Raw genomic sequence first — 25964 nt, forward strand, 5'->3', positions numbered from 1 at the left:
GGCGGTTTCCGTTCGTTTTTAGGGGCTCAGGACTGGGATGCAGTGGTGAGATCCGCGGCGAACTGCAGCGCGTCCTCCGGGCTCAGGTGGGCGTAGGAAGGGGACTCGTGGTCCGCCATCCATACCTCGAGCGAGCGGTCGTTGGCGGCATCCCACGTGGGCGTGATGATCCATCGCCGGTTTACGATCTCGTGGCCGATCCATTTGACGTCGTGCCCCTGGGCGAGGATGTACCCCGCCGGCGGCATGGGGATGGGCCCGATGATGTCCAGCATCTCTACGAGGGTCTTGCCCTGCTCGTGGGCCATGTCGGCGAGGTCTCGCACAGTGGCTGGGGTCTTGGTACTGTTCATTGTGAATCTCCTAGGAATGGGTTGGTTCATCGGCCGTGACGGACTTTGGCGAGGCGTCACGGCTTTCTTGTGTCTTGAGGCGCACTTTGCATGCCTTTGCTGGCGTCGTTACCGGCACTTCCCGGACTTCGCAGGCGCAATCTCCGAGCCACTCGCACTCGCAGCGGCTGGCCATCATGCGTTCACCGGCGCCGTGTTGTGTTTGAAGTCCATCCAGCGGCGGGCGACGCCTTCCCCGACCGGGTCGCTGTGCGTGATCCGCACGTAGCTGTCGGGGTCGGTCCTGTCGAGGTAGTCGCCGGCCATTTTCTTGGCCCGGCGGACGCTCATCACCATGTTGGCGTCGGCCGCGGCGTCCAAGATCCATCCCTTGACCGTGACGAAGCCCGGGGCCCTTCCGAGCAAGTCGCTAGGCTCCGTCTCAGCTGGGATGCTTGCCGTCAGACAACGGTCTTGGTGATTCTGTGGGGTTCGGGGCGGGCTCATGCCGGGACCTGCTCTTCGAGTTGTGATTCTTCCCAAGCCAAAACGTCCTCCATGCGGTAGCGGACGTATTTCCCGACTGCCATGCCCCGCGGCCCATACCCCTTCACTCGCCATCCGCGCACCGTGGCCAAGGGAACGCCTTCACGATGCGCCAAGTCCTGCATGGACAGATGCCTTTCCATCAGATTTGTCACTTCCCCAGATTCCGACATGTCCTACTCCGATCAAATCCATGACGCTTTCGCCATTCTTTATGACGCTTTTAGTTCTACATCAGTATTTGATGGAGCGCAACTAGCCATGACGAATCGCCAATGGTATCGTCATGATTTATGACGGTAGATCAGAGTGAAGACTGGATGAAGCGGCAGGCGGCGACTGTTGGCGCACGAGTAAGGCGGGTCCGCTTGGCCGCCGGAATGTCGGTGCAGGCAGTAGCCGACTTCTGTACGAATGAGCTTGGATACAAGATGCTCCGAACAACCCTCGCGAACCTAGAGTCTGGCGCTAGGAGAAACATCACTGTTGCCGAGATATCCGTGCTGGCGAAGGCATTGGGCGTCCCGCCCTTGGGCCTCTTGTTCCCGATCGACGAACCGGAGCTCGTAGAGGTTCTGCCTGGAGTTATGGAATCCCCGTGGGAAGCCTGGCAATGGTTCGCGGAGGGGCTCAGCCCGGGAGTTTACGGAGATCACCCTACAAACGCACCGGCTCGGGGGATACGGGATGCCGTGATCGAATACACCATGCTGTCGGCGAACGCCCGAGCATGGAAAAAGACGGAGGAGATGATTCGTAACCTCGCGTCGATGAACCGGGACAATGAAGCAGCGCGGCAGTCTCTGCAAGAGGAGCTGCAGCATATTCTCGCTGACACACATGGCGCTCTCGATTTCTTGGAGGAGCACGGGTTGCCGATCCCAGATGTTCCCGAAGAGTGGCTTAAAGAATTGCGGAAGAACGACGCTGAAATAAACGCCGGGGTGGAGCACTTTTTGGGACGAGATAGGGCTGCCGGAGATGCCTAGGCCACCGCTGCAGATCGGCACATGGGGGAAGATCAGCAGGGACGAGGTCACGCCTGGCGTGTGGCGGGCAATGGCGAGATTCCGGGACTTTGACGGGATAACCCGCAAGGTTGAGGCCAGGGCAGCGGCGACGTCGAAGGCCGACAAGGGCGGGAAGGCCGAGCGGCTGCTTATTGCGGCATTGACCGATCGGGCCATGCCAGCCGGCGAAGACATCACCGGCGACATGCGGATCACAAAGCTCGCCGTGATCTGGTGGGCAGAGTTCGAGGACATCGGTAGGGCCCTGAATACGCGCCGGCGATACAGGGACATCATGGACAACTACGTCTCCCCAGGCGTTGGCGGCCTGCGGATCCGGGAAGCCACAGTGTCCACCCTGGACCGGTTCTTGAAGACGATGAGGACCAAACACGGGAACGCCACGGCGAAGCTCTGCAAGACGGTCCTGTCCGGCATGCTGGGCCTCGCCGCCCGGCATGGCGCTCTGGACGGAAACCCGCTCCGGGATGTGGCCACCATCCCGACAAATCACAAGGAAGTCAGGGCCCTGACCGTATCCGAGGTCGGCGCGCTGCGGGCAGGGCTCCGCCAGTGGGAAGCCAACAAGACCCAGGCCGGCCGCTACCCCACCGTGGACATGCTCGACGTCGTCGACATCATGCTTGCCACCGGCGCCCGCATCGGCGAGGCCCTCGCTATCCGGTGGAAGGACATCGATCTCAAGTCCGAACGGCCCACCGTCACCGTGAACGGGACTATCGTTTACATGCCGGGGCAGGGCCTGACCATCCAGGACCACCCTAAGAGCGCCCATTCCCGGCAAAGGTACTTCCTACCCGCCTTCGCCGTGGAAATGCTCCTGAGGCGGCAGGTAGCCCAGCTGGAGGCTAATCCCTGGGACGTGGTGTTCCCCTCCGCCGTCGGCACGCTCCGGGATCCGAACAACTTCCGCAAGCAATGGCGCTCAGCGCGTGACGAACTCGGATTCCAGTGGGTAACGCCGCACACCTTTCGGAAGACCGTAGGAACCCTACTGGAGGCCTCCTCAGGCATGGCCGTTGCCTCGGCTCAGCTGGGTCACTCAAGCGAGAACGTCACCCGTAAGCACTATGTGCAGAAGACGCACCAGGCGCCGGACAACACTCAAGTCCTTGAATCTTTCGCAGCGACGCCCAGCATCACCAAACTAGGTTAGGAATCCCGTGAAGAAATTTGGCAAGCCCTACAAGCTTCACCGCCAGTGGCACCTGGGGGAAATACTCGACAAACTCGCCGCACGCGGGCTGCTGTCGTGGAGTGGGGAGTTCCAGCAACGGACTGTCGACTGGACGATTACCGAAACGGGTCAACGGCCGAGGACCGTCGGGACCAAGGACGCCGAAGCCATCGCCCAGCGGCTGGCAAACGAACAAAAGGTCGTCTGGATTCCAGTCGGCGGCAATGGCGGCAAAGAAGTCTGGCAGGAAGTAGCCCTGCGCATTGAGGCCATGGAGGCCGGCCAAGAGCCGACGCCCTGGGAAGCCCCGTTAAACCAATTCGGTGGGTTTCCGGTGGATGGCTACCTGAGAACTTCAAATGCAAAGAGCCCCTGACCAGCGTTTCCGCAGGTCAGGGGCTCTTTTAGTGTAGGGCTACTCGGACTTGAACCGAGGACCTTAGGATTATGAGTCCCGCGCTCTAACCAGCTGAGCTATAGCCCCCTGCGCCCGGAGCCAGTCCCGGCCCGCTGGGGCCGGATTGATCCCGGGCAAAAATACTCTAGCAATAGTAGACGCATCGCACGTGCATGCGGCCACCGGTCGGCACGGTCGCCATGCGGGCGCCGGCCACAACCGGCCGCAGCAGGCGAGCCGCAGCCTGCCTAGACGACGAAGTCGTCGTAGCTGGCGCCCCGGTAGATGTCCTCAAACGTCTGCAGCGTGCGCGCGATGCCGTGGTTCTCCACCATTTCCCGGCTGGTCTTGCCCATCGCCGCGAGCTCGTGTGCGGGCAGCGAGAAGACACTGGCCAGCTTGGCGGCGAGGTCATCGCTGTCGTTGGGCGTGAAGAGGTAGCCGTTCTCCCCGTCGCGCACCAAGTGCGGCAGCGCCATCGCGTTGGCCAGCAGGACCGGCGTCGACGCCGACATCGCCTCAAGGGTGACGAGGGACTGAAGTTCCGCCGTGCCGGGCATGCAGAACACGTCGGCCGTGATGTAGGCCCTGCGAAGGTCGGCGTCGCTGGCCATGCCGAGGAATCTGACCCTGTCCGTCAGTCCGAGCCGGGCGACCTGGGCCTCGAGGGCCGGACGGACTTCTCCGCCGCCGACGATTTCCAGGTGGATGTCGAGGTCCTTGGGCGTCTTGGCGACGGCGTCGATCAGCACGTCCACGTGCTTCTCCTCGGCCAGCCGGCCGACGAAGAGTGCGGTGGGGCTGGTGTGGCGTTCCACCGTCTCGTCGGGACGCAGCTCGTAATTGGCGGCGTCGATGCCGTTGGACAGCGGCAGGACCTTGCGGAGGAATGCGTGCTGGTGCATGGCTTTGGCGGCCAGCGGCGTGGGTGTGGTCACGACGTCGGCCTGGCCCATGACCTTGCCCATGTCCCTCCAGGAGATCCGGCCCACGATGTCCTTGAACCACTGCGGGAACGGCAGGAAGGGGTTCAGGTTTTCGGGCATGAAGTGGTTCGTCGCCACCACCCGGATGCCGCGCTTCACGGCTTCGTAGAGGACGTGCTCGCCGATCATGTAGTGGCTCTGGATGTGCACCACGTCCGGCTGGATGCGGTCAAACAAGAGACCGATTTCCTTCTTGATCTCCCAGGGGAAGGTGATCCGGAAGTATTCGTGCGTGGGCACGGAATGGGAGCGGAGGCGGTGCACGGTGGCCTCTTCGCTGAACTCGCTGTAGCTCGCGCCCTTGCCCGGGCGGCACGCCAGGACGTGCACGTCGTGCCCGCGGGCAGTCATGCCCTTGGCGAGGCGGTAGCCGAACTGGGCGGCGCCGTTGACGTGGGGAGGGTACGTGTCAGCGGCAATCAGGATGGTCAGCGGCAGCTGGTTGTCGGACTTGGTCACGTGAAGAGCTCCTGGTGGTCGCTGTGCGGACAGCTGGATCAATGGCGGCCGGCTGTCAGTCGGCACAGGCGCGCCGGGCTTGCAGCCGAAGTCTGGACTGATGCCCTAGGACCTGCCCGCTGCCTTCCGCGCTTCCTTCTTGCGCTTGGTGACTTCCGGGTGGTGCCTGGAGAGGGCTATAACTCCCACGATAGCAAGCAATGCGGCCGCGCCCATGGCAATAGCCGTCACAGCTTGTACGTCTGGGCGCAGTTCTCCCAGAATCACGATGCCGATTGCGATGCCCACAATGGGGTCGATCACGGTCAATCCGGCGATCACGAGGTCCGGCGGGCCGCTGGAGTAGGCGTTTTGGACAAACCACGATCCCAGAGCGCCGGCAGCAATAAGCGCCACGACGCTGTACCACGGCACATTCAGCAGGAACTGCCCGTTGGGATCGAGCAGATGCCTGCCTATGATGCGGGTCAGGACAGCCACGAAGCCGAACAGGACGCCGGCGCCGAGGATGTACACGAAGGCGCTCAGGCGGTGCTTGAACAGGACGGCAAGCGTGCCGAAGAGCCCCACGGCCAGGGCCAGGAGCAGCACGATCGTCAGCTCGTCCGAGGCACTGACGTTGTGGTTCTCCTGGGTCGCGTTGACAGCCAGCAGCACGAACAGCGCTGAGCCCGTCACGCAGCAAGAGATCGCCACGACGGTAGCCCGGTTCATGCTCAGGCCCTGGTCCTTGGTGTTGACCACGGTGGTGATGACCAGCGCAATCGCGCCGATCGGCTGCACCACCGTCAAGGGGGCCATGACAAGGGCGACGGCGTTCATCCCCATCCCGACGCACAGCAGCATGAGCCCGAAAACCCAGCGCGGATTGCGCGCGAGCCGCAGCAGTCCGTGGCTGCTCAGCGCGAGGCCGCCGGTATCGGCCTTGACCGCGCTGCCCTGGCGCTGGGCGCCAAAGGCCAGGCAGAAGGCGCCCAGTACCGCAAGCAAAACCGCAAGCCATACCATCAGTGGGAGCCGCCGTCGTGCGCCCGAAGCTGCCGGCCCTTGGCAATGATGGCCCCGACGTAGTTGTAGGCCGCGATCCAGTGCCCCACGAGACCCAGCCCCAAAAAGATCCAGGCGACCGTGGCGTAGACGTCCGCGGCGGGCACCGGAAGTTTGGACAGCACCAGCAGCGGTGTGCCCACCAGCAGCAGGCCGGTCCGGATTTTTCCGATGCGGCTCACCGGCAGATCCGGATGGCCGTGGAAATAAAACAATGACAGGGCCAGCAGGACCGCGTCCGGGAGCAGCAGCGCGACGAGATACCACCACTCGACGACGCCGGCGATCACCAGGGTCACGGCTACGGCGATCAGCGAGAGCCTGTCGGCAATCGGGTCCATGACCCGTCCGAGGTTGGACATCTGGTTGAAGCGGCGGGCGATGTAGCCGTCCACCCAGTCGGTGCTGGCCATGACGACGAGCACGAGGGCACCGTAGCCGTACTTGTGTTCCGAGAGGACCAGCCAGATGAACAGGGGAACACCAAGGAAGCGCACCACGGTCAGGATATTTGGAACCGTGAAGACCGCGTCGCGGTGGACGAGGGGTTGCCCGGGGCGGGCACCAGCGCCGATGAACTTCATCGATTCCCCCTTTCCGTGGACGGCAACGGTTTGGTGTTTCGGTTCAGGGTCTGCCTAGCCCTTCATCAGCCTGCGCACCAGAACTGCCAAGGCGGCGGCCGACGCGGCCAGCACAGCAAGGGGCTTCCAGCGGTTCTTGATCTGGCCGGTCAGGTTCTGCCCGTCACCGGATGCAGGCGTCCCCGCCGAGGAGCGGGCTGAGGAGCGGAAGCCGGCGATCTTGTCGCTGAGCTGCGCTTTGCCGACCTGCAGCCGGGCCTGGGTGGCGGCCAGCAGCGCCTGGGCCTGGGTCTTGACATCGAGTTCCCGGCCGAGGTCGTCGCGCACGCCGGTGAGATGCGTCCGCCGCTCGTCCAGCCGGCTTCGGAGTTCGGCCTCTGTGGGGGCAGGCCCCAAGTCGGGCTGCGCGGCAGCTTTGGCTTCCTTTTCCGCCTTCGCCTTGGCGGCTGCGGCTTCCTTGGCGGCTTTCGCGGCTTTGTACTGTTCGGAGTTCGGATCCAGGACGGCTGGGTCGAACGCGGAGCCTTCCCTGGCGATGCCAAGATCGTGCCTGAGTCCCCGGAGTGTGTCCTCGGGAACCAGCGGCATGACCGCCTTGAACTTCCTCTGCCCGATGAGCGCCCCGATCGCGGCGATGATCAGGCACACGGCGGAGACCAGCAAGGCGGCGAGCCACGCCGGCATGATCGTGGCCAGGCCCATGATCGCGGCGACCATCAGACCGATCACCAGGAGCGCAATGAAGACCAGCGCGACGCCGAAGAAGGCGCCGGCAACACCGAGCTGGATCCCCTTGCGCTTGATTTCGGCCTTGGCCAGAGCAATCTCGTCATTGAGCTGGCGGGGCGCCAGCTTGAAGATCATCTTCAAGGTTTTCGGCAGCGCGGTAACGCGCAACCCGCTGCCTGTCCCGCCGCTGTGACGTCCGCTCATGGGTCCCGCCTAACTGGTGCCATCCGTCGATCCGCTCACGCGGGCTTGCCGGGTCTGGACAGCTTCGCACAGACCCCGGTGTCAAAACTATCATTTAGGCTCTTGGCAGGCCTTTTCAGGCAAGGTGTGGCGCGCCCGCCCAGCCACCGGCCGGCCGCCCTTGCGGGCCCTAGGATGGACCTCTGTGAGTACAGCCCCCAATCCCGGTGATTCCCTCAGCCGGCGTCGCAAATTCCTCTACATCCTGACGCTCGGCGCCTTGACGGCTCTGGGGCCGTTCACCGTGGATCTTTACCTGCCCGCGTTCCCTGCCCTGGAAGAAAGCCTTGGTGTCTCCGAGGCAGCAGTGCAGCTGACGCTCACGGGGACGACCATAGGGTTCGCGCTGGGACAGCTGGTGGTGGGGCCGCTGAGCGACAAGTTCGGCCGGCGGCTGCCCCTGATCCTGGCGACGGCGGTCCACATCACCGCATCCCTGGGCGCAGCCCAGTCCACGGATATCGCCACGCTGGGCTTCTTCCGTGTCCTCATGGGCATCGGGGCCGCCGGCGGCGGTGTGGTGGCCATGGCCATGGTCCGTGACCTGTTCAGCGGCTACGCCATGGTGCGGATGTTCTCTCGGATGGCCCTTGTCAACGGACTGGCCCCGATCCTCGCGCCGGTCATCGGCTCCCAGCTGCTGCTGCTGATGCCCTGGCCCGGCATCTTCTTGTTCCTGGCCGCCTACGGGACCTGTGTCATCATCGCGGCCCTGTTCGTGATCCGGGAGACCCTGCCGCCGGAGCTGCGCGGCAAGACCGGGATGACCGTGCGCCAGCGCTACAAAGTGCTATTCTCCGACCGGATCTTCGTGGGCCTGCTGCTGGTGGGCGGCATGAACTTCGCGGGCCTCTTCGCCTATCTCTCCGCCTCGCCGTTCCTGTTCCAGAATGTCTACGGTTTCACGCCCCAACAGTACGGCCTGCTCTTCGGCATCAACTCACTCGGCATCGTGGCAGGCGTACAGACGAGCGCAAGGCTCATCAGGCGCGTCCCGCCGCAGTGGATCCTGGCCTGTTCCACGGCCTGGATGTTCGTCATGGCCGTCCTGATCGTCGTCTTCGACCAGTTGGGATTCGGGTTGTGGGGCGTCCTGGTGCCGCTGTGGTTCTACATCCTCGGCGCCGGTTTCACCTTTCCCACCGTGCAGGTGCTGGCCCTCGCCAAACACGGCGCCCAGGCCGGCACCGCGGCGTCCCTGCTTGGCGCGGCGACTTTCATGATGGCGGGCCTGGTCTCCCCGGTGGTCGGCTGGCTCGGCGTCGGGTCCGCGACCCCCATGGGCGCCGTCCAGGCCGCCTGCATCTTTCTGGCAGCCGCTGCTCTGTGGCTGGTTGTACGACCCAGCACTGTGCCCCCGATCCAGTAGGGCCGGCCCGGCTCCTCAGCGGGACATGCCCATTCTTCGCGGCAAGGCCTTGGGACATGTCCATTCTTCGCGGCTGCCTCCGCGGGACATGCCCATCCTTCGCGCCTAGGAGTGGGCATAGTGGCAATATGTCCACGCGCCAGGACCAGGGCTAGGCATGTCCCCACGGACAGGTCACGAACACTGAGCATGTCCCACGGACAGGGCACGAGCACTGAGCATGTCCCCCGGACAGGGCACGAGCACTGAGCATGTCCCCCGGACAGGGCACGAGCACTGAGCATGTCCCCCGGACAGCAGGACCATCACTGAGCATGCCCCACGGACAGCAGGACCATCACTGAGCATGTCCCACGTACAGCAGGGCCATCACTGAGCATGTCCCCCGCGCACCGGGAACACGGCGAGCCCTCGCCGCCTGGCCTTGGCCCACTCGCACCCTGTTCGACGTCCGCGGCGGGAGATACAGTTATTTCATGCCCCACAGGCAGGACCCCCCGCCCCTTCCGGCCACATGGCAGCGGTGCGATGCCGGAATCCTGCCCCTGTGGTGGGATCGCCTGTGCAGCCAGACCAGTCCGCAGTCGGCGGCCCTGTACGCCTCCGGCCTGTTCACCGAAGACCGCCGCCGCCCGATAGCCCAGTGGTACAACCCGGCCTATGACTCCGCCCTGCTCGTGGCCCCGGAATCCTCCCCCGAGTGGCCGGTGCAACGGTTCGGCATCTTCTATGCGCCCCCGGGCGGCGGATTCACCCAGGTGCACTCGGCGCCGCATGAATGGCATCCGAGGGAGCCGCGGAAGTCCCCCACGGAGCTTGAGGCCTTCCAGGCCGCGGTGGCCGAGGCCCAGCGCTTCCTCCAGGTGGAAATGTACTTCGTCTGAGTCGGGCCGCTGGAAGCCCGGCGACAAACGCCCAGCCCACTGAAACGCCCAGCCAGGTGCAGGGTACGGGTCAACACAACGGAGCAATAAAAAAGGTCCCGCGGCCGGTTTTCACCGGCCGCGGGACCTGTCCGCTCCTCCTGCTGGACTTGAACCAGCAACCCTTCGATTAACAGTCGAATGCTCTGCCAATTGAGCTAAGGAGGAATGAAGCAGGTACGACATTAGCAAACGTTTTGCCGGTAGGGAAATCGGCCAGGGCGTCTGTGCCGGCCAGCTGTGAAATACCCCCTCCGGGTATAAAAAAGTCCCCGTTCCGGAACCCGGAACGGGGACTGCGCGCTCCTCCTGCTGGACTTGAACCAGCAACCCTTCGATTAACAGTCGAATGCTCTGCCAATTGAGCTAAGGAGGAATGAAGCGGGTATAAGCCTAGCAAACACCTGCCCGGGAAACGAAATCGGCGGCTCAGGCGTCCGAGCGCAGGGACCGCCGCTGCATCTCAAGTTGCATGAGTTCGCGATTCAGCCGCTGGAATTCCTCCGGATCGGCCGAGGCATCCAGGCGCTGCAGCTGGCCCATTTTCTCGGCTTTCACCCGGGTGATCTGAAGCTCGAACAGGCGGGCGAGGATGTCCTTGCAGTAGCGCAGGACACCTTCGGGTGTGTTGGCCGGCAGGGGCACCACGGCGAGTTCGGACACGAGCGGGCGCAGCGGCTCAGGGACTTCCTGCAGCAACTGCTCCACCCAGCGCACCGGGTCCCCGGCAAACCCGAGTCCGGTAGCCCGGATGGCTTCGTGGATGGCGAGATAGGCGGGCGTGGAGAACCGCGCCTCCGAAAAGCGTTGCCACGTCTCACCCTCGAGCATCCCGGGCTCCTGCAGTGCGACCTCGAGCGCCTGGCGCTCCATCGCCGCCACGGGGTCCCGGGGATCAGGCCGGTTGAAGGACGGGAGCACGGCCGACGTCGGCAACGGGGCAACGCCCGGGGCAGTCCCGGCAAAGCCGCGGCCAGCTCCGGCTTTTCCCTGCCCATGGCCGTGGCCCTGCCCGCCACCCGGCGGGGTCGAGGCCGCCTGCGCGGCACGCTTGGTGGCCGCACCAACGGCCCGGCTGACTTCCTCGACCGGCATCCCCAGCCAGCCGGCGAGCTCCCGGGCGTAGGCCGGCCGGATGCCGGCGTCGCGGATCTGCGCCACCACGGGCGCGGATTCACGCAGGGCAGCGATCCGGCCCTCCACGGTGTCCAGGTTGTGCCGCTTCAGGGTGGCCCGGATGGCGAACTCGAACAACGGCCGGCGGCTTCCGATCAAATCCCGGACGGCGGAGTCGCCCTTGGACTGGCGGAGTTCGCAGGGGTCCGCGCCGCTGGGTTCCACCGCCACGAACGTCTGCGCGACAAACCGCTGGTCCTCTTCGAAGGCGCGCAGTGCCGCCTTCTGGCCCGCGGCGTCGCCGTCGAAGGTGAAGATGACCTCTCCCCCGCTGCCGTCGTCGGAGAGCAGCCGGCGCGCGATCTTGATGTGCTCGGTGCCGAAGGCGGTGCCGCACGTGGCCACCGCCGTCGGAATGCCGGCCAGGTGGCAGGCCATGACGTCGGTGTAGCCTTCCACCACCACGAGCTGGCGGTCCTTGGCGATGCTGCGCTTGGCGAGGTCGATGCCGTAAAGGACCTGGGACTTCTTGTAGAGCGCGGTTTCGGGGGTATTCAGGTACTTCGGGCCCTGATCGTCCTCGTAGAGCTTGCGGGCACCAAAGCCAATGGTGTCGCCCGCGATGTCCCGGATGGGCCAGATCAGCCGGCCGCGGAACCGGTCGTAGATCCCCCGGCCGCCCTCGGAGAACATGCCGGTCAGCTTGAGTTCCGGGTCGGTGTAGCCGCGGCCGCGGAGGTGCTTGAGCAGCGAGTCCCAGCCCTGCGGCGCGTAGCCCACACCGAACTGTTCCGCCGCCGCACGGTCAAAGCCCCGTTCGTAGAGGAAGTTGCGGCCCTCGGCCGCGCCCGGGGTGATCAGCTGGGCACGGAAGAACTCGTCGGCCACCTTGTGCGCGTCCAGCAGCCGCTGGCGCCGGCCGATGTCCTCCCGGTTGGGCCCGGAGCCGCCGTCCTCGTAACGGAGCTCGAAGCCGATCCGGTGGGCCAGCTTCTCCACGGCCTCGTGGAAGGTGGTGTGGTCCAGCTTTTGGACGAAGGAGATGACGTCGCCGTCCTCGCCGCAGCCAAAGCAGTGGTACCGGCCAACCTGGGGGCGGACCGTGAAGGAGGGTGAGCGCTCGTCGTGGAAGGGGCACAGGCCCTTGTAGGACCCCAGTCCGGCTCCCTTGAGCGTCACGTAGCCATCGATGACTTCCTTGATGTCCGTGCGCTGGCGTACTTCGTCGATGTCTTCGCGTTTGATCAGGCCGGCCACTGTGCCATCCTAGTCCCCGGGTACGACGCCGGCGGGCCGGCCACGGTGGCGGTCACCACAGCGACGGCAGGCTGCCCACGAGGCGCTCGTACATGGCCAGCGCCGAGCCGTCCGTCAGCGAGGCGACCTGATCGATGACGACGCGCAGCCGCGCGGCGTCGTCCGCGGCGTCGAGCCAGTCGGCGGCGAACATTGGCTCCAGGTGGCGGTCCCCGGTGGCGCTGAGCGCGGTGACGAGGGCATGCAGGACCTCGCGCTGGCGTTCGTAAATGGGCTGGCGGTGTTCGGTGGTCATCACGAAGGTGGTGGCCAGGCCCTTCATCACCGCGATTTCCATGACGGTCTCATCCGGGACGATCAGTTCCGCGTTGTAGCGGGTCAGGTTCTCCGGGCCGTAGACCGTGCGGGTGGCCTCCAGTGCACTTTGGCAGAAGCGGCCGATGAGCTGGCTGGTCATGTCCTTGAGCGCCGCCATGGCCTTGCGGCTGCCGTCGGCCTCGCGCACCCAGACGTCCGTGGCCTCCAGCCGGGCCAGTGCCGCGTCGATCGCGGCGGGGTCGTTGTGCGGCAGGTACCACTGCTTGGCGTAGCCGACGACGCGGGCGCGGTGGTCCGGGTTGTCCATCCAGCGGAGCTGGAAGTGGCCTGCGACGATCGCGTCCTCGACGTCGTGCACCGAGTAAGAGATGTCGTCCGCCAGGTCCATGACCTGCGCTTCGAGGCAGGACCGGCGTTCCGGGGCGCCGTCGCGGATCCAGTCGAAAATGGGGAGGTCGTCCTCGTAGGCGCCGAACTTACTGGTCCGCTCCCCGTGGATGACCGGCGCGTTCACGGCGGACCAGGGGTACTTGGCGGCGGCATCGAGGCTCGCCCGGGTCAGGTTCAGGCCAGCCGGCCGGCCGTCGGCGGCCAGGACCTTTGGCTCCAGCCGGGTCAACAGCCGCAGCGTCTGGGCGTTGCCTTCGAAGCCGCCGATCCCATGGGCCACCTCGTTGAGGGCTGCTTCGCCGTTGTGGCCGAAGGGCGGGTGGCCGAGGTCGTGGCTGAGGCACGCGGTGTCCACGACGTCGGGGTCGCAGCCGAGCGCGCGGCCCAGTTCCCGGCCCACCTGGGCAACTTCGAGGCTGTGGGTGAGCCGGGTCCGGACGAAGTCGTCAGTATCCGGCGCCACCACCTGGGTTTTGGCGCCGAGCCGGCGCAGCGCCGAGGAGTGCAGGACCCTCGCGCGGTCGCGCTCGAAGTCCGACCGGTACGTGCTCTTAGGCGGCTCTTCGACCCACCGGGCGCAGTCGCGGGAGGTGTAGCCGTCCAGGATGGGGGCGGTGGTCCGGGTCTCAGCCACCGGAGACGTCCAGTTCGGCGAAGGAGATGTCGCGCGTCTGCGCATCGTCCAGCGTCCGGTTCAGCAGCCAGTCCTTTGGCAGCGCAGGCTTCTTGGGAGAACCGGCGCGGCCGCGCGGGCCCTCGGCGTCGGCCCCGGGATACGGCGAGTCAAGGTCCAACTGGTCCAGGGTCCCGCGCAGCACCTCGAGGCTGGTGACGAGTGCCAGCTTGGTCCGCAGTTCGCTGCCGACCACGTAGCCCTTGAAGTACCAGGCAATGTGCTTGCGGATTTCGCGCAGGGCCTTGCCTTCGTCCCCGAACGTTTCGACCATGAGCTCGGCGTGCCGGTACACGCTTTCGGCCACTTGGCGCAGATCCGGCCGGTACCGCTGGTCGCTGCCTTCGAATGCGGCCATGAGATCGCCGAACAGCCAGGGCCTGCCCTGGCAGCCGCGGCCGACGACGACGCCGTCCACGCCCGTTTCGCGGACCATTCGGACCGCGTCCTCCGCGGACCAGATGTCCCCGTTGCCCAGGACGGGAATGTCCGGCAGGGCCTCGCGCAGCCGGGCAATGGCGGACCAGTCTGCCTGGCCGGAATAGAACTGTGCGGCAGTGCGGCCGTGAAGAGCGACGGCGGCGACGCCGGAATCGCGGGCAATCCGGCCAGCGTCGAGGTACGTCAGGTGGTCCTCGTCAATGCCCTTGCGCATCTTGATGGTCAGCGGGACGTTGCCCTTGGAGGCTTCCTTCACCGCGGTCTGGACGATCGAGGTGAAGAGGTCGATCTTCCACGGCAAAGCAGAGCCGCCGCCGCGACGCGTCACCTTTGGCACGGGGCAGCCGAAGTTGAGGTCGATGTGGTCGGCCCGGTCCTCCTCGACGAGCATCCGGACGGCCTGGCCGACGGTCACGGGGTCCACACCGTAGAGCTGGACGGAGCGGACTTTCTCGTCGTCGTCGTGCGAAATGATGCGCAGCGATTCCGGCGTGCGCTCCACGAGGGCACGGGAGGTGACCATCTCCGCCACATACAGGCCGCCGCCGTATTCACGGCACAGCCTGCGGAAGGCGGAGTTGGTGATGCCCGCCATGGGAGCCAGGATCACGGGGGTGTCCACGGTGATCGGTCCCAGCTTCAGGGGCGGGAGTTCCAGCTTAGGGGCGGGGGGCGTTGCTACAACAGTCACCCGACCATTGTCTCAAAGACGGGCAAATCGGCCCGGTCCCGCTCCGGCTATGTGGAAATGCCCGGCCATGTGGATACTTTCGGGTCCCGTCAGGGTCCGCGTCAGCCCCGCAGGGCGGCACGCCGCCCGCGGCGCGTGGCAGGACCGGCACCGGCGTCGTCTGGCCCGCCCCCGTCCGGCCCGACCCCGTCCGGCCCGACCCCGTCCGGCCCGACCCCGTCCGTCGTGCCCCCGTCCGTCGTGCCCCGGTCCGGCGCAACCCCTACAGAGCCGCCGGCCTCGGATCTGACCCAGTCGGGCTCGCCCACGGCAACTCGTTTTACCGAGCTGCCCTTGATCCCGGTGGCCTTGACCACGAGCACGGCGATGAGGGTGGTGACCGGCACGGCGAGGACGAGCCCCACGGAACCGACCAGGGTGCGGATGACTTCCTCGGAGAGTTCGGCGCTGGTCAGGGCATCCCCGAGCGGCCGTTCGTAGAGCATGACCAGGATCAGGATCGGCAGGGCCGCGCCGGCGTAGGCGAACGCAATCGTGTAGACCGTGGAGGCGATGTGGTCCCGGCCGATCCGCATCGCGGACGCAAAGAGCTTCCGCGCGCTGGTCTCGGGGGCGAGCTCCCACAGTTCCCAGACGGCCGACGACTGTGTGATGGTGACGTCGTTCAGCACGCCGAGACCGGAGATGATCAGACCGCACAGGATGATGCCGGAGATGGAGATGTTGTCTGACATGTTGGTGAGGGTGGCGGCGTCGTGGCTGCCCACACCGGCGAGGTTTGCGGCGTCGGTGGCCCAGGCGGCTAGCAGCGCCGTAATGGCGAGGCCGAACATTGTCCCGAGCAGCGCCGTCGACGTGCGGGCGGAGAAGCCGTGGGCGAAATAGAGCACCCCGATCATGATCACCGTGGACCCCACGAGCGCCAGCAGCAGCGGCGGCTTCCCCTCGACCAGGCCGGGCAGCATGAACGAGACAAGCACCACGTAGGCGCCGACAAGCCCGATCAGGGCGCGCAGGCCGCGCCACCGCGCCACGGCGATGACGACGACGGCGTAGAGCACGGCCAGGAAGATGATGGGCAGCGTCCGGACAAAGTCGACGAAGACATAGGCCGGCGCTCCCTGGCCGTCGGCGCCCTGCACCTTGGAGAGGTTCAGGTAGCGGATGTTGTCCCCGGGTTTCACTCCGTGGGATTTCGCGATGTCCGGGTTGATGACCACCTTCACCGGGTTGCCGCCCTTGTCCGGCTCGGTATAGGCGAACGTGCATTGCGAGCCCTCGTTCGGGGGCTGCGGAGTGGTGCCGGAACCGGATGTGCCCTGCTGCGCAGTGGCGTCACCACCGGCCTGGGCATCCGAACAGCTGCCGACGACGACCCGCTGGATCTTGCCGGTATCAAACGTCACGCCGGGGGCCGCCGCATAGGGGCTGGCCAGGGTGATTCCTTCCTTGCTTCCCGACGGCCACATGAAGGCCATGGCCGCCAGGGTCAGCAGCGTCAGCGGAACCAGGATGGCAGCCAGGATCCAGTTGGCCTTCTTCCGCGCCGCGAGCGTCTGCGGCGTCGGCTCAGAACGTTCAGTGTGGGAGTGCGAGTGTCCGGCGCCCATCAGCAGTTCAACCTCATGCCGAAGACTTTACGGCGTGGGCGAGGGTTGTCCGGGCGGATGACGGGGCACGCCGCGCATCCGCGGCATGCCCCGTGTCCCGGTGAGGCGTCCAGTTACGCCGGCGCGATGTTCTGGTTGACGTGGAAGAGGTTCTGCGGATCGTACTTGGCTTTGACCTCCCTCAGCCGCTTGTAGTTCTCCCCGTAGTTCTCCGCAATCCTGGGCAGATCATCCCCGTCCATGAAGTTGATGTAGCCGCCGGGAGCCGAATAGGGCCGCAGCGCGGCCGCGTAGTCGCGCACCCAGGCGATGTTTGCCTCGTTTTCCGCGGGGTCCAGCCACTGCGCCGCGATCACGGGCGAAAACTTCACGTTCCGGTTGGCGAACGCCGTGTCCGTGGCTCCCACCCGCTGGACAGCACCGTCGATGGGGTAGATATGTACCGCGGTTTGTACGCTGGGGACCTTGCTGCCGTGTTCGATGTGCGCAGCGATGGCGCCGTCATTGAGCTCCGCCAGAAAATCAGCCTTCCAGTAGGCCTGCATGCCGGGTGGCTGCAGCGGGTCGAAAGCCGTGTTCAGGGCGGGGTACGGCATGGGCCCGATCATGGATCCCGCCGCCGGAGCGACGTCCAGGAACGGCTGCCAGCGTGCCGCACCTTCCGCCAGGTCGCCGGTCCACATGCCGACGATGACGCACACCGGCTTGCCATGCCACTCCTCGGGCAGGAACGGAACCGGAGGACCCTGATGGAAGCCCAGGAACGCCCCAAACTCTTCGGGGGCGGCGGCGATGTGGTCCCGGTAAAACTTTGCCACCGTCTCTGCATGCTCGATGGGGTAGATGATGATGCCGGCGTGGACCATGTCCACGGGGTGCATCCGGTACTCGAACGACGTCACGACGCCGAAGTTCCCGCCGCCGCCGCGCAGCGCCCAGAACAGGTCCTCGTTCTCGCTTTCGCTGGCAGTAAGGAACTTCCCCTCGGCCGTGACGACGTCGGCGGAGAGCAGGTTGTCGCAGCTGAGACCATACTTGCGGCTCAGATAGCCAATGCCGCCGCCGAGGGTCAGCCCGGCGATGCCGGTTGAGCCGACGATGCCGCCAGGGGTCGCCAGCCCGAAGGCATGGGTCGCGTGGTTGAAGTCGGCCCATGTTGCACCGGCCTCCGAGCGGGCCGTCGCGGCTGCGGGATTGACCCGGACACCGGTGGTCTTTGAGAAGTCGATGACCAAGGCGTCATCCCACGTGCCAAAGCCCGGGGCGCTGTGCCCGCCCCCGCGGATGGCAAGATCCAAGGAGTTGTCCCGGGCGAAGTTGACGCTGGAGATGACATCGGCCACCTGGGATACCTGGACCACCGCTGCCGGCCGCTTATCGATCATCCCGTTGAAGACCGCGCGCGCCGCGTCGTAACCGGCGTCGCCGGGCGTGATGATCTGCCCGCGGACTTGCTCGCGCAGGCTATCGAACTTTGTTGCGTTCATTTTCTGTACCGTCGATTTCGTGTCGTGAGCTTCGACCCGGACGGTTCTCTGCGCTCCCAGCCGGCGTGACGCCCGGAGGTTTACCTCAACATGCCTACTCCTCCCGCATTTCCCCGTCAAGGGCATTTTGGCGGACGGCACCCATCGCCCCGGGCACCGGCTCCGAATCCACATCATGCACCCCCTGCCTTGACGGGCGGAGGCTGGAACCTAGGGTTGGTAATTGACGGACGAAGGAAGGACACACGCATGGCCATGCGTAAACGAGACGAGAGAGAACCGGGGGCGGGACGTTCCGGGCCTGCCGCCAGGGCCGTGCTGAAAATCGTCGAACCCGCCGGGGAGACCCGCGCAGTCGCCTTGGTCCTGCACGGCGGGCGGGCCGACAGCTACGACGCCGTCCGCGGCCGGCACCTGAGCCCGGCCCGGATGCTGCCCTTCGCCCGCGCACTGCACCGGAAGGGCGGCCCGCACGGGCTGGCCGTCTGGACGCTGCGCAACCGGTACCGCGGCTGGAACGGGGAGGACATGTCCCCCGTTCACGATGCCCGGTGGGCGCTCGACCGGATCAGCCAGGAGCATCCCGGCGTGCCGGTGTTCCTGCTGGGCCACTCGATGGGCGGTCTCACGGCACTGTGCGTGGCCGACGACCCGCAGGTCGAGGCCGTCGTCGCGCTCGCCCCGTGGATTGATCACAAAACCCCGGTCCAACCTGTCGCTGGCCGCCGGGTCCTGATCGTCCACGGCACCGACGACCGCTGGACCAGCCCGGCGAAGTCACTGGACTATGCCCGGCGCGCCGAAGGCGTCGCCGCGTCCGTCGACTACGTCTCCCTCAAGGGTGCCGGCCATTTCATGGTCCGCCGGGTGGCCCTGTGGAATGCGCTGGCGAACGGCTTCGTCCTCGATGCCTTCGGCGAGGCCACGGGAGCTGACGTTTCTGGATCCACGGACGCGTTGCGCAGCGCCCTGCGCGGCGCCCTGCCGGCGGCCGGAACACGCCTGCCGGTGGTGTTGTGATGCCGCCCTTCCCGCTCGATGCCTTCCTGGCCAGCCTGCCGTGGGTCATCGCGGGACTCGTGGTCCTGCTGGCAGTTACCTTCGCGGTTGCCGTGCGGCAGAACCGGCACTCCGTTATCGACACCGTCTGGGGCCTCGGCTTCGTCGTGGTGGCCGGCATCTCCTGGCTGCTCTCCGCTGGATACGGCGACGACGGACGGCGGCTGCTGCTGCTTGTCCTGGTCGCTGTCTGGGGCATCCGCCTCGCCGTCCACATCGGGCTCCGCGCACGCGGCGGCCACGAGGACCCGCGCTATGTGGACATGCTCTCCGCAGCACCCGGATCACGCAACGTCTACGCCCTGCGGCGGGTCTACCTGCCCCAGGGCGCGGTGATGTTCTTCGTCTCGCTCACCATCCAGGTCGGCATGTTCGCCACCGGAAGCCTGGGCTGGCTCGCGGTCGCCGGCGTCCTGCTCTGGATCCTCGGCTTCGTGTTCGAGACGGTGGGCGACTGGCAGCTGAAGCAGTTCAAGGCCGATCCCGCCAAGCGCGGCACCGTCCTCAACACTGGGCTGTGGCGCTACACCCGCCACCCCAACTACTTCGGCGACGCCGCCGTCTGGGCAGGGCTATTCCTCGTGGCCGCCGATTCTTGGCCGGGGGTGCTGACCGTCCTCTCCCCCGCCCTGATGATCTGGACCCTTGCGGGCAAGACGGGCAAGCCGCTGACCGAAAAGGCAATGTCCGCACGGCCCGGCTACAAGGAATACATCGAATCCACCTCCGGCTTCCTGCCCCTGCCGCCCCGGCGGCGGGCGGGCCGGCACTGACATGCGCGGCCCGGGCCAAGCCCGGCCTCCCCTGAGCTGGCGGCCGGTGAGGTGGCGGTTGATGAGCTGGCGGCCGGAACCCAACGACCGCTTCTACCGTTTCACGCTCTGCACCGGGCTGGTGCTGCGCTGGCTGTTCCGGATTCGCGTAATTGTCACAGGGCAGGAGCACCTGCCCCAGCCCGAGCCTCTCGGTGCTGCCACCTGCGGTCCTGCTTCCCAGGGCGCTTCCCAAGGTGCTTCTCACCGTGGTAGCGCCCGCGGCCTGTCGCGCCCGGTGGTGCCCGGCCGGGGTGCCGTGGTGGCGATCACCCACTTCGGCTATCTCGACTTTGCCTTTGCCGAGATGCTGCTGTGGTGGCACAACCGGGCCCAGCTGCGCTTCCTCGTCACGCAGGGAGCGGCCGACCACTGGTTGGCCGGGCCCGCGGTGAGCGCGGCCGGGCATGTCGTGGTGGGGTACGGATCGGGGGCTCACGCCTACGATGCCGCGGTCGCCCAGCTGTTGGATGGCGAGTACATCGCTGTCCTGCCCGAGGCCGGCGTGAGCCGCAGCTTCACGGTGCGCGAATGCAAGACCGGTGCGGTGCGGATGGCCGCGGAGGCCGGCGTGCCGATCATCCCGGTCTCCATCTGGGGCGCCCACCGGCTGATGACCCGCCACCATGCCTTCTCGCCGCTGCGCGCCTGGCATGCCCCGGTCCGCATCCACGTGGGCGCCCCGATCCTCCCGGGCTCCCTCCCGGCCCCGGCCAGGGACGCCCGGCAGGCCACCGCGCGCCTGGCCAAGACGCTCCAGGACGGGATCGACACCGGCATCGCCGACTTTCCCCTGCTGCCCGCGCCCGGTGCCTGGTGGATGCCGGCCGGTCTCGGCGGGAGTGCCCCGACCGAGGAGGAGCGACGCCGGCTGGACGAGGCCGACGGTCCGCGGCGCGCAGGTACCCGGCGCCGATAAACCCGGTTTCCGCCATCGTCTTGACTAAGCTCCATGGGGTACAAAACGCACTCAATGGAGAGGGACACCTGTGGCAAGCACAGTCGTGACCAAGAGCGGAATCGAAGAACGCGGTCTCGCACGGATAGCCCAACGGATGGCGTCGTGGACGGAGAAGTGGTTTCCGGACGCCTACATCTTCGCCCTCGCCGGCGTCGTCATCATCGCGGTGGCCGCGCTGGCCATCGGCGCCTCGCCCCAGGCAATCGCTGACTCCTTTGGGAACGGCTTCTGGGACCTGACCGCCTTCACCCTGCAGATGGCCATGGTGGTCCTGACCGGTTACGTCGTGGCCACCTCCCCGCCCGTGGCGAAGCTGATCAACCGGCTTGCCCTCGTCCCGTCAACCGCGCGGACCGCGGTGAGCTTCGTGGCGCTGATGTCGATGTCCGTGTCCTTCCTCAACTGGGGGCTCAGCCTGATCTTCGGCGGTCTGCTGGCGCGGGCGATCGCCCGCCGCAAGGACCTGACCGTGGATTACCGTGCCCTCGGCGCGGCGGCGTTCATGGGCCTCGGCGCCGTCTGGGCGCTCGGGCTGTCCTCCTCCGCCGCGCAGCTGCAGGCCACCGCCGCGTCGCTGCCGCCGGCGCTGCTGAAAATCACCGGCATCCTGGACTTCGGGGCCACAATCTTTACCTGGCAGTCACTGCTGACACTGGCCATCCTGATGGCCCTCACCACCGTGATCGCGCACTTCTCCGCGCCCCACGGCGGCTCGATCCGCACCGCCGAGGACCTCGGCGTGGACCTGGATGACGAACCGAGCGAGCCCGCGCCACGCTCCCGGCCGGGCGAATGGCTCGAATACAGCAAGCTCCTGCCGATCCTGGCCCGGAATCCTCACGCTCGGCTGGCTCATCTCGCAGTTCTTCACCAAGCCGTTCCTCAGCGTGGTCAGCAGCCTCAACGGCTACCTGCTGGTGTTCCTCATCCTGGGCCTGGTCCTGCACGGGACGCCGCGGAACTTCCTGCAGGCGGTCACCAAGGCGGTCCCTGCCACCGCCGGCATCCTGGTCCAGTTCCCGCTCTACGCCGCGATGGCCGCGATCCTGACCAAGGCCACCGGCCACGACGGGATGTCCATTTCCGCGCACCTGGCCGGGTTCTTCTCGGACATCGGCGGCAATGGCGCGTTCGCCGTCGTCATTGCGCTGTACACCGCCCTGCTGGGTCTCCTGGTGCCCTCCGGCGGCGGCAAGTGGCTCGTGGAAGCGCCGTACGTGATGCAGTCCGCGACCGACGTCCACATGAACCTCGGCTGGACCGTGCAGATCTACAACATTGCCGAGGCACTGCCGAACCTGGTCAACCCGTTCTTCATGCTGCCGCTGCTCGCGGTGCTGAGGCTGCGCGCCCGGGATCTGGTGGGCTTCACTTTCCTGCAGTTCGCCTTCCACCTGCCGGTGGTCCTGCTGCTCGTCTGGCTGCTGGGCATGACCTTCGACTTCGTGCCGCCGGTGATCCCCAAATAGCTCTGCAAAAACCGGGCTTAACACAAACTGACCCGCAGCCGGGGCCGTAACGGCCGCAACTGCGGGTCAGCTGGGTTAAGGCTTACGCCGGGTCGGAGACCACCAACGTTTCCGAGCCCTGGACATGGGCTTTGCCGCTCTCGAGCAGCGGCTCGACGACGGCGCGCAGGGCTGTCATCGCGTCGTCCAGTTCCAGCATCACCGGGTGCTGGTAGGCGATCAGGGCCAGAAGATCCCGGACGGCGGCCCGGGCCTGGTCCGCGTCGAGCTTGGGCTCGTGGCCGAGGAAAACCTCAGTAGGTTCAGAAGACCCGGCCGTACCGGCGCTGTCGGCGTCGGCGCCCGGAATTCCCTGGGCGTAACTGATGGCGAACCCCTCCAGCCGGCCTTTCCGGCTCGCCGCGATGCCGTGCCCGAAGGCGCTGGCCTTGGGCGCCCGCAGCACGATCGCTCCGTGGGCGCCGCTGAGGTCATCCAGGAACAGTCGCTGCACCGCGGCGACGCTCAGCTCCCCCGGGCTGTCCCAGCCGTGCACGGCGGTGTAGTAGCGTCCCACGACGTCGCTGAGCTCCACCGAGCCTGTGGCCAGGTCTTCGACCTGATCGGTGGCCGCGGACTCCGAACCGTCGCCGAACACCGGCAGCTTCAACGGCGCCGGGTCAACGACGACGAGGCGGGAGCGCTGGATCGGGGCCAGGCCCGCGGCCTCGGCAAACGCCGCACCGGCGGTGCCCGGCTCCACTTTGCAGCGCAGCCTGAACACTCCCGACGGCGCCTGGGCAGCCTCGTGCCGCAGCATGGTCAGCAGCGTGGTACCGAGGCCGGCGCGGCGGTGGTCCCGGGCGACCTCGACATACGCCCAGAGCCGTTCCGGATGCAGCGAGGCCTCATGGACCACGGCAGCCGCCACCGGAATGGCGACACCGTCCACGACGTCCTCGGCCACGATGCAACGGCGCCACGGGGCATTACCCGAGGGCGCCAGCGTTCCTCGGAACTGTCCGGCCTGGACCGTCTCAGGGCCGCCCCAGATTTCCAGAAGCGCGAGGTCGTCGCCCTCCCGCCATTCCCGGTATGCGATGGCCATGGTCAGGCGCCGATCAGCCGTGCGGCCAGGTAGCCCTCCACCTTGTCCAGGGAAACGCGTTCCTGGCTCATGGTGTCGCGTTCGCGGATGGTGACGGCCTGGTCGTCCAGGGTCTCGAAGTCCACGGTGATGCAGAACGGGGTGCCGATCTCGTCCTGGCGGCGGTAGCGCCGGCCGATGGCGCCGGCGTCGTCGAACTCGATGTTCCAGCTCTTGCGCAGCTGGGCGGCGAGGTCCTTGGCCTTCGGGGACAGGTCCTCGTTGCGGCTCAGGGGCAGCACGGCCGCCTTCACCGGGGCCAGGCGGGGATCGAGCTTGAGCACGGTGCGGATGTCCACGCCGCCCTTGGCGTTGGGGGCCTCGTCCTCGGTGTAGGCATCGATCATGAAGGCCATGAAGGAGCGGGTGAGGCCGGCCGCGGGCTCGATCACGTACGGGGTGTAGCGCTCGTTGGTGGCCTGGTTGAAGTAGCTCAGGTCCGCGCCGGAGGCCTTGGCGTGGGTGGAGAGGTCAAAGTCGGTGCGGTTGGCGATGCCCTCAAGCTCGCCCCACTCTGAGCCCTGGAAGCCGAACCGGTATTCGATGTCGGTGGTGCCCTTGGAGTAGTGGCTGAGCTTGTCCAGCGGGTGCTCGAAGAAGCGCAGGTTCTCTTCGCGGATGCCCAGGCCCGTGTACCAGGACATGCGTTCCTTCATCCAGTACTCGTGCCACTGCTCGTCCGTGCCGGGCTCGACGAAGAACTCCATCTCCATCTGCTCGAACTCGCGGGTGCGGAAGATGAAGTTGCCCGGCGTGATCTCGTTGCGGAACGACTTGCCGATCTGGCCAATGCCGAACGGCGGCTTCTTCCGCGAGGTGGTCAGGACGTTGCCGAAGTTCACGAAGATGCCCTGGGCGGTCTCGGGCCGCAGGTAGTGCAGGCCTTCCTCGCTGGCGACGGGGCCGAGATAGGTCTTGAGCAGGCCGGAGAATTCGTGGGGCTCCGTCCACTGGCCGCGGGTGCCGCAGTTGGCGCAGGCGATGTCCTTGAGGCCGTTCTCGGCAGGACGGCCCTTCTTCTCCTCGTACTCTTCCTCGAGGTGGTCCGCGCGGTAGCGCTTGTGGCAGGACAGGCACTCCACCAGCGGGTCGGAGAAGACATCGACATGGCCGGATGCTTCCCAGACCTGGCGGGGCAGGATGACGGAGGAGTCCAGGCCTACGACGTCTTCGCGGCCGCGGACCACGGACTGCCACCACTGGCGCTTGATGTTTTCCTTGAGCTCGGCGCCGAGGGGCCCGTAGTCCCAGGCAGAACGGGAGCCACCATAGATTTCACCGGCCTGGAAAACGAATCCCCGGCGCTTGGCGAGGGAAATGATCTGGTCAAGGACGGATTTTGCTGCCATGGGAACTCCAATTTTGTACAGGGCCGCTGGGTGCGGTCCGCGGTGTCAGCCCCGGGTCACCAGCTGGTTGCCGGACGGGGGAAACGAACAGTGCGATGCAAACTCCAAGCCTACCGGCCCGTTACCGCTTCAGCGCGCCGCGGGGCCAAGGCAGGGTGGCCAGGATGATGGCGCCGAGCGTCAGCACGGTGCCGAGGACTGTCGGGAGCGCGATCACAGTTCCGGGCACCGGCACTATCAGGTCCAGCCCGAGCGAGCCGAGCAGCTGTCCGGCGATCATCCCGAGGCCGATGACCAGAACGCCCAGGCTGCGGACCAGGAGGGCGCCGATGCCGATGAAGATGCAGCCCAGCGGACCTCCAAGGTAATACCACCACTGCGCAGGAAGGGGGTTGCCGGCCCCTGCCACCGCGAGTTTGATCAGCCAGGCCACCCACAGCAGGGCGCCTCCGGCGATGAAGTTCACGAGTGTCGCGGCGATGGGGGTGCCGTAGTGCACGGTGGCCGTGCCGTTCATGGCCTGCTGGAAACTCATCAGGAACCCGGCCAGGAGCGGAAGCATCACGGGGACAAGCAGCTGCAGCCCGGATTCCCCGGCGCTGAACCTGGGCGACACCGCCCAGGCGACGGCGGCGACGGTGAGTACACTGCCGATCACCCTGATCCCGGTGATGGGTCTCTTCCCCGCCGGCCCGATCCCCATCCGGTCCACCAGCAGGCCGCTGAGGGTCTGCCCCGTCACGGCGGCCACCGTGAAGAGGGCAACTCCGAGCAGTCCCACGGTGAAGGACTGGGCGAAGACGAAGAAGGCCCCGATGCAGCCGGCCAACACGTAAAAGCGCGGAAACTGCCGTTCGCGCACGGCCGGCAGGATCCGGGCCAGGCCGGCCCGGCCTTTGGGCAGGGCCAGCGAGATGACTGTCATCACCACCAACCCGGTGCTGAAGCTGACGACGGCGGCGCCGATTCCGTCGCCCAGCACCACCCCGAGTGCGCCGTTGATCCGGCCCTGGACCGGGATGAACAGACCGGTCGCGACGGCCATGGGCAGGCCCACGATCAGCGGGAGCCGGGGGGTGTGGGTCATTGGTGCCACCTTAGGTCGGGCATTATTGCTTGTATGAGCAATCCGGAATTCGAAGACATCACCATCCGCGACAGCATGATCCGGCTGGGCCAGCTGCTAAAGCTTGCGAATCTGGTGGAGGACGGGGTGGAGGCCGCAGAACTGATCAAGAACGGGTTGGTCAAGGTCAACGGGGAGATCGACGAGCGCCGCGGCCGTCAGCTTCACGACGGCGACACCGTCACCGTGAACGCCCGGACCGTGCGGATCAGCGCGCCCGCATCCTCCTAGTCCCCTGTCCGGGCGGGCGGCCTCC

General features: G+C 66.5%; 24 protein-coding genes, 3 tRNA genes and 1 pseudogene. 11 read left to right on the plus strand and 17 right to left on the minus strand.

Annotation, left to right across the window (positions count from 1 at the left end; genetic code table 11):
• Nucleotides 1-26: 26 nt before the first annotated feature.
• Complete coding sequence (locus AC1DKQ_RS07435; RefSeq protein ID WP_476918565.1) at nucleotides 27-353, minus strand: hypothetical protein; 327 nt, start codon at nucleotides 351-353, stop codon at nucleotides 27-29.
• Nucleotides 354-527: 174 nt separating this feature from the next.
• Nucleotides 528-758 carry a hypothetical protein gene (locus AC1DKQ_RS07440; RefSeq protein ID WP_476918566.1) on the minus strand — a complete coding sequence of 77 codons (231 nt, stop codon included), beginning with the start codon at nucleotides 756-758 and terminating at the stop codon, nucleotides 528-530.
• Between the two features lie 413 nt (nucleotides 759-1171).
• On the opposite strand from AC1DKQ_RS07440, the gene AC1DKQ_RS07445 reads away from it, so the two are divergent.
• From AC1DKQ_RS07445 to AC1DKQ_RS07455, 3 genes are read left to right on the plus strand one after another with little or no spacing between them, the layout of a single operon-like run.
• On the plus strand, nucleotides 1172-1867 hold the full coding sequence (locus tag AC1DKQ_RS07445; protein WP_476918567.1) for a helix-turn-helix domain-containing protein: 696 nt from the start codon (nucleotides 1172-1174) through the stop codon (nucleotides 1865-1867).
• Nucleotides 1860-3065, plus strand: coding sequence for a tyrosine-type recombinase/integrase (locus AC1DKQ_RS07450; RefSeq protein WP_476918568.1), 1206 nt, complete (start codon nucleotides 1860-1862; stop codon nucleotides 3063-3065). Before AC1DKQ_RS07445 ends, AC1DKQ_RS07450 begins: the two co-directional genes overlap by 8 nt.
• A gap of 7 nt (nucleotides 3066-3072) precedes the next feature.
• Nucleotides 3073-3462 carry a hypothetical protein gene (locus AC1DKQ_RS07455; protein ID WP_476918569.1) on the plus strand — a complete coding sequence of 130 codons (390 nt, stop codon included), beginning with the start codon at nucleotides 3073-3075 and terminating at the stop codon, nucleotides 3460-3462.
• Between the two features lie 34 nt (nucleotides 3463-3496).
• Here the strand turns inward: AC1DKQ_RS07455 and AC1DKQ_RS07460 are convergent.
• The 5 genes from AC1DKQ_RS07460 to AC1DKQ_RS07480 all read right to left on the minus strand — a co-directional run bounded on the left by AC1DKQ_RS07460 (nucleotide 3497) and on the right by AC1DKQ_RS07480 (nucleotide 7492).
• A tRNA-Ile gene (locus AC1DKQ_RS07460) sits at nucleotides 3497-3570 on the minus strand.
• Between the two features lie 161 nt (nucleotides 3571-3731).
• A complete protein-coding gene (locus AC1DKQ_RS07465) occupies nucleotides 3732-4928 on the minus strand; it encodes a glycosyltransferase (protein WP_476883988.1) in 1197 nt (398 codons plus the stop codon).
• Nucleotides 4929-5033: 105 nt separating this feature from the next.
• Nucleotides 5034-5936: a DMT family transporter gene (locus tag AC1DKQ_RS07470; protein ID WP_476883989.1), complete on the minus strand. Its 903-nt coding sequence runs from the start codon at nucleotides 5934-5936 to the stop codon at nucleotides 5034-5036.
• Entirely contained in the window at nucleotides 5936-6559 is a 624-nt protein-coding gene (locus AC1DKQ_RS07475) for a CDP-alcohol phosphatidyltransferase family protein (RefSeq protein ID WP_476883990.1), read from the minus strand. The genes AC1DKQ_RS07470 and AC1DKQ_RS07475 overlap by 1 nt, the downstream gene beginning before the upstream one ends.
• 54 nt (nucleotides 6560-6613) lie before the next feature.
• On the minus strand, nucleotides 6614-7492 hold the full coding sequence (locus AC1DKQ_RS07480; protein ID WP_476918570.1) for a phage holin family protein: 879 nt from the start codon (nucleotides 7490-7492) through the stop codon (nucleotides 6614-6616).
• A gap of 184 nt (nucleotides 7493-7676) precedes the next feature.
• On the opposite strand from AC1DKQ_RS07480, the gene AC1DKQ_RS07485 reads away from it, so the two are divergent.
• A complete protein-coding gene (locus AC1DKQ_RS07485; protein ID WP_476883992.1) occupies nucleotides 7677-8900 on the plus strand; it encodes a multidrug effflux MFS transporter in 1224 nt (407 codons plus the stop codon).
• Nucleotides 8901-9376: 476 nt separating this feature from the next.
• Complete coding sequence (locus AC1DKQ_RS07490) at nucleotides 9377-9784, plus strand: hypothetical protein (protein WP_090576548.1); 408 nt, start codon at nucleotides 9377-9379, stop codon at nucleotides 9782-9784.
• 134 nt (nucleotides 9785-9918) lie between these two features.
• Here AC1DKQ_RS07490 and AC1DKQ_RS07495 read toward each other — a convergent pair.
• The 7 genes from AC1DKQ_RS07495 to AC1DKQ_RS07525 form a co-directional block, all read right to left on the minus strand.
• Nucleotides 9919-9991: transfer RNA gene (locus AC1DKQ_RS07495), tRNA-Asn, on the minus strand.
• 135 nt (nucleotides 9992-10126) lie between these two features.
• Nucleotides 10127-10199 (minus strand) — tRNA-Asn (locus AC1DKQ_RS07500).
• 53 nt (nucleotides 10200-10252) lie between these two features.
• On the minus strand, nucleotides 10253-12196 hold the full coding sequence (dnaG, locus tag AC1DKQ_RS07505; RefSeq protein WP_476918571.1) for a DNA primase: 1944 nt from the start codon (nucleotides 12194-12196) through the stop codon (nucleotides 10253-10255).
• A 52-nt stretch (nucleotides 12197-12248) separates the two neighbouring features.
• Nucleotides 12249-13538 (minus strand): deoxyguanosinetriphosphate triphosphohydrolase, encoded by a 1290-nt coding sequence (locus AC1DKQ_RS07510; protein ID WP_476883994.1) that lies wholly within the window; start codon nucleotides 13536-13538, stop codon nucleotides 12249-12251.
• Entirely contained in the window at nucleotides 13531-14709 is a 1179-nt protein-coding gene (gene dusB, locus AC1DKQ_RS07515; RefSeq protein WP_476918572.1) for a tRNA dihydrouridine synthase DusB, read from the minus strand. The genes AC1DKQ_RS07510 and dusB overlap by 8 nt, the downstream gene beginning before the upstream one ends.
• Before the next feature lie 101 nt (nucleotides 14710-14810).
• Nucleotides 14811-16319, minus strand: a complete 1509-nt coding sequence (locus AC1DKQ_RS07520; protein ID WP_476918573.1) for a YibE/F family protein — start codon at nucleotides 16317-16319, stop codon at nucleotides 14811-14813.
• Nucleotides 16320-16432: 113 nt separating this feature from the next.
• On the minus strand, nucleotides 16433-17806 hold the full coding sequence (locus tag AC1DKQ_RS07525; RefSeq protein ID WP_476918574.1) for an FAD-binding oxidoreductase: 1374 nt from the start codon (nucleotides 17804-17806) through the stop codon (nucleotides 16433-16435).
• Between the two features lie 255 nt (nucleotides 17807-18061).
• Here AC1DKQ_RS07525 and AC1DKQ_RS07530 point away from each other — a divergent pair, with 255 nt between their 5' ends.
• The 5 genes and pseudogenes from AC1DKQ_RS07530 (at nucleotide 18062) to AC1DKQ_RS07550 (ending at nucleotide 22107) form a co-directional block, all read left to right on the plus strand.
• Nucleotides 18062-18826, plus strand: coding sequence for an alpha/beta hydrolase (locus AC1DKQ_RS07530; RefSeq protein ID WP_476918649.1), 765 nt, complete (start codon nucleotides 18062-18064; stop codon nucleotides 18824-18826).
• Nucleotides 18826-19638 carry a DUF1295 domain-containing protein gene (locus tag AC1DKQ_RS07535; protein ID WP_476883998.1) on the plus strand — a complete coding sequence of 271 codons (813 nt, stop codon included), beginning with the start codon at nucleotides 18826-18828 and terminating at the stop codon, nucleotides 19636-19638. The genes AC1DKQ_RS07530 and AC1DKQ_RS07535 overlap by 1 nt, the downstream gene beginning before the upstream one ends.
• Nucleotides 19639-19699: 61 nt before the next feature.
• A complete protein-coding gene (locus tag AC1DKQ_RS07540; RefSeq protein ID WP_476918575.1) occupies nucleotides 19700-20596 on the plus strand; it encodes a lysophospholipid acyltransferase family protein in 897 nt (298 codons plus the stop codon).
• A 136-nt stretch (nucleotides 20597-20732) separates the two neighbouring features.
• Nucleotides 20733-21398 (plus strand): annotated as a pseudogene (locus AC1DKQ_RS07545) (TIGR00366 family protein); the annotation flags it as partial.
• Nucleotides 21388-22107 (plus strand): TIGR00366 family protein, encoded by a 720-nt coding sequence (locus AC1DKQ_RS07550; protein ID WP_476918576.1) that lies wholly within the window; start codon nucleotides 21388-21390, stop codon nucleotides 22105-22107. The pseudogene AC1DKQ_RS07545 and the gene AC1DKQ_RS07550, both read left to right, overlap by 11 nt.
• An 82-nt stretch (nucleotides 22108-22189) precedes the next feature.
• On the opposite strand, the gene AC1DKQ_RS07555 is transcribed toward AC1DKQ_RS07550, so the two are convergent.
• The 3 genes from AC1DKQ_RS07555 to AC1DKQ_RS07565 all read right to left on the minus strand — a co-directional run bounded on the left by AC1DKQ_RS07555 (nucleotide 22190) and on the right by AC1DKQ_RS07565 (nucleotide 25669).
• Nucleotides 22190-23194: a GNAT family N-acetyltransferase gene (locus AC1DKQ_RS07555; RefSeq protein WP_476918577.1), complete on the minus strand. Its 1005-nt coding sequence runs from the start codon at nucleotides 23192-23194 to the stop codon at nucleotides 22190-22192.
• Nucleotides 23195-23196: 2 nt separating this feature from the next.
• Nucleotides 23197-24582, minus strand: coding sequence for a glycine--tRNA ligase (locus AC1DKQ_RS07560; protein ID WP_277526103.1), 1386 nt, complete (start codon nucleotides 24580-24582; stop codon nucleotides 23197-23199).
• 121 nt (nucleotides 24583-24703) lie between these two features.
• On the minus strand, nucleotides 24704-25669 hold the full coding sequence (locus AC1DKQ_RS07565) for a DMT family transporter (RefSeq protein WP_476918578.1): 966 nt from the start codon (nucleotides 25667-25669) through the stop codon (nucleotides 24704-24706).
• Nucleotides 25670-25702: 33 nt separating this feature from the next.
• On the opposite strand from AC1DKQ_RS07565, the gene AC1DKQ_RS07570 reads away from it, so the two are divergent.
• Entirely contained in the window at nucleotides 25703-25939 is a 237-nt protein-coding gene (locus tag AC1DKQ_RS07570) for an RNA-binding S4 domain-containing protein (RefSeq protein WP_476918579.1), read from the plus strand.
• Nucleotides 25940-25964: the final 25 nt, after the last annotated feature.

The organism is Arthrobacter sp. 05L421 (assembly GCF_056397785.1).

Coding starts and splice junctions, on each gene's coding strand:
- AC1DKQ_RS07490 (WP_090576548.1), top strand. CDS start 9,377: ATGCCCCACAGGCAGGACCCCCCGCCCCTTCCGGCCACATGGCAGCGG.
- AC1DKQ_RS07470 (WP_476883989.1), bottom strand. CDS start 5,936: ATGGTATGGCTTGCGGTTTTGCTTGCGGTACTGGGCGCCTTCTGCCTG.
- AC1DKQ_RS07450 (WP_476918568.1), top strand. CDS start 1,860: ATGCCTAGGCCACCGCTGCAGATCGGCACATGGGGGAAGATCAGCAGG.
- AC1DKQ_RS07550 (WP_476918576.1), top strand. CDS start 21,388: ATGACGAACCGAGCGAGCCCGCGCCACGCTCCCGGCCGGGCGAATGGC.
- AC1DKQ_RS07560 (WP_277526103.1), bottom strand. CDS start 24,582: ATGGCAGCAAAATCCGTCCTTGACCAGATCATTTCCCTCGCCAAGCGC.
- AC1DKQ_RS07480 (WP_476918570.1), bottom strand. CDS start 7,492: ATGAGCGGACGTCACAGCGGCGGGACAGGCAGCGGGTTGCGCGTTACC.
- AC1DKQ_RS07435 (WP_476918565.1), bottom strand. CDS start 353: ATGAACAGTACCAAGACCCCAGCCACTGTGCGAGACCTCGCCGACATG.
- AC1DKQ_RS07530 (WP_476918649.1), top strand. CDS start 18,062: ATGCGTAAACGAGACGAGAGAGAACCGGGGGCGGGACGTTCCGGGCCT.
- AC1DKQ_RS07540 (WP_476918575.1), top strand. CDS start 19,700: ATGAGCTGGCGGCCGGAACCCAACGACCGCTTCTACCGTTTCACGCTC.
- AC1DKQ_RS07445 (WP_476918567.1), top strand. CDS start 1,172: ATGACGGTAGATCAGAGTGAAGACTGGATGAAGCGGCAGGCGGCGACT.
- AC1DKQ_RS07520 (WP_476918573.1), bottom strand. CDS start 16,319: ATGGGCGCCGGACACTCGCACTCCCACACTGAACGTTCTGAGCCGACG.
- AC1DKQ_RS07570 (WP_476918579.1), top strand. CDS start 25,703: ATGAGCAATCCGGAATTCGAAGACATCACCATCCGCGACAGCATGATC.
- AC1DKQ_RS07555 (WP_476918577.1), bottom strand. CDS start 23,194: ATGGCCATCGCATACCGGGAATGGCGGGAGGGCGACGACCTCGCGCTT.
- AC1DKQ_RS07535 (WP_476883998.1), top strand. CDS start 18,826: ATGCCGCCCTTCCCGCTCGATGCCTTCCTGGCCAGCCTGCCGTGGGTC.
- AC1DKQ_RS07525 (WP_476918574.1), bottom strand. CDS start 17,806: ATGAACGCAACAAAGTTCGATAGCCTGCGCGAGCAAGTCCGCGGGCAG.
- AC1DKQ_RS07475 (WP_476883990.1), bottom strand. CDS start 6,559: ATGAAGTTCATCGGCGCTGGTGCCCGCCCCGGGCAACCCCTCGTCCAC.
- AC1DKQ_RS07565 (WP_476918578.1), bottom strand. CDS start 25,669: ATGACCCACACCCCCCGGCTCCCGCTGATCGTGGGCCTGCCCATGGCC.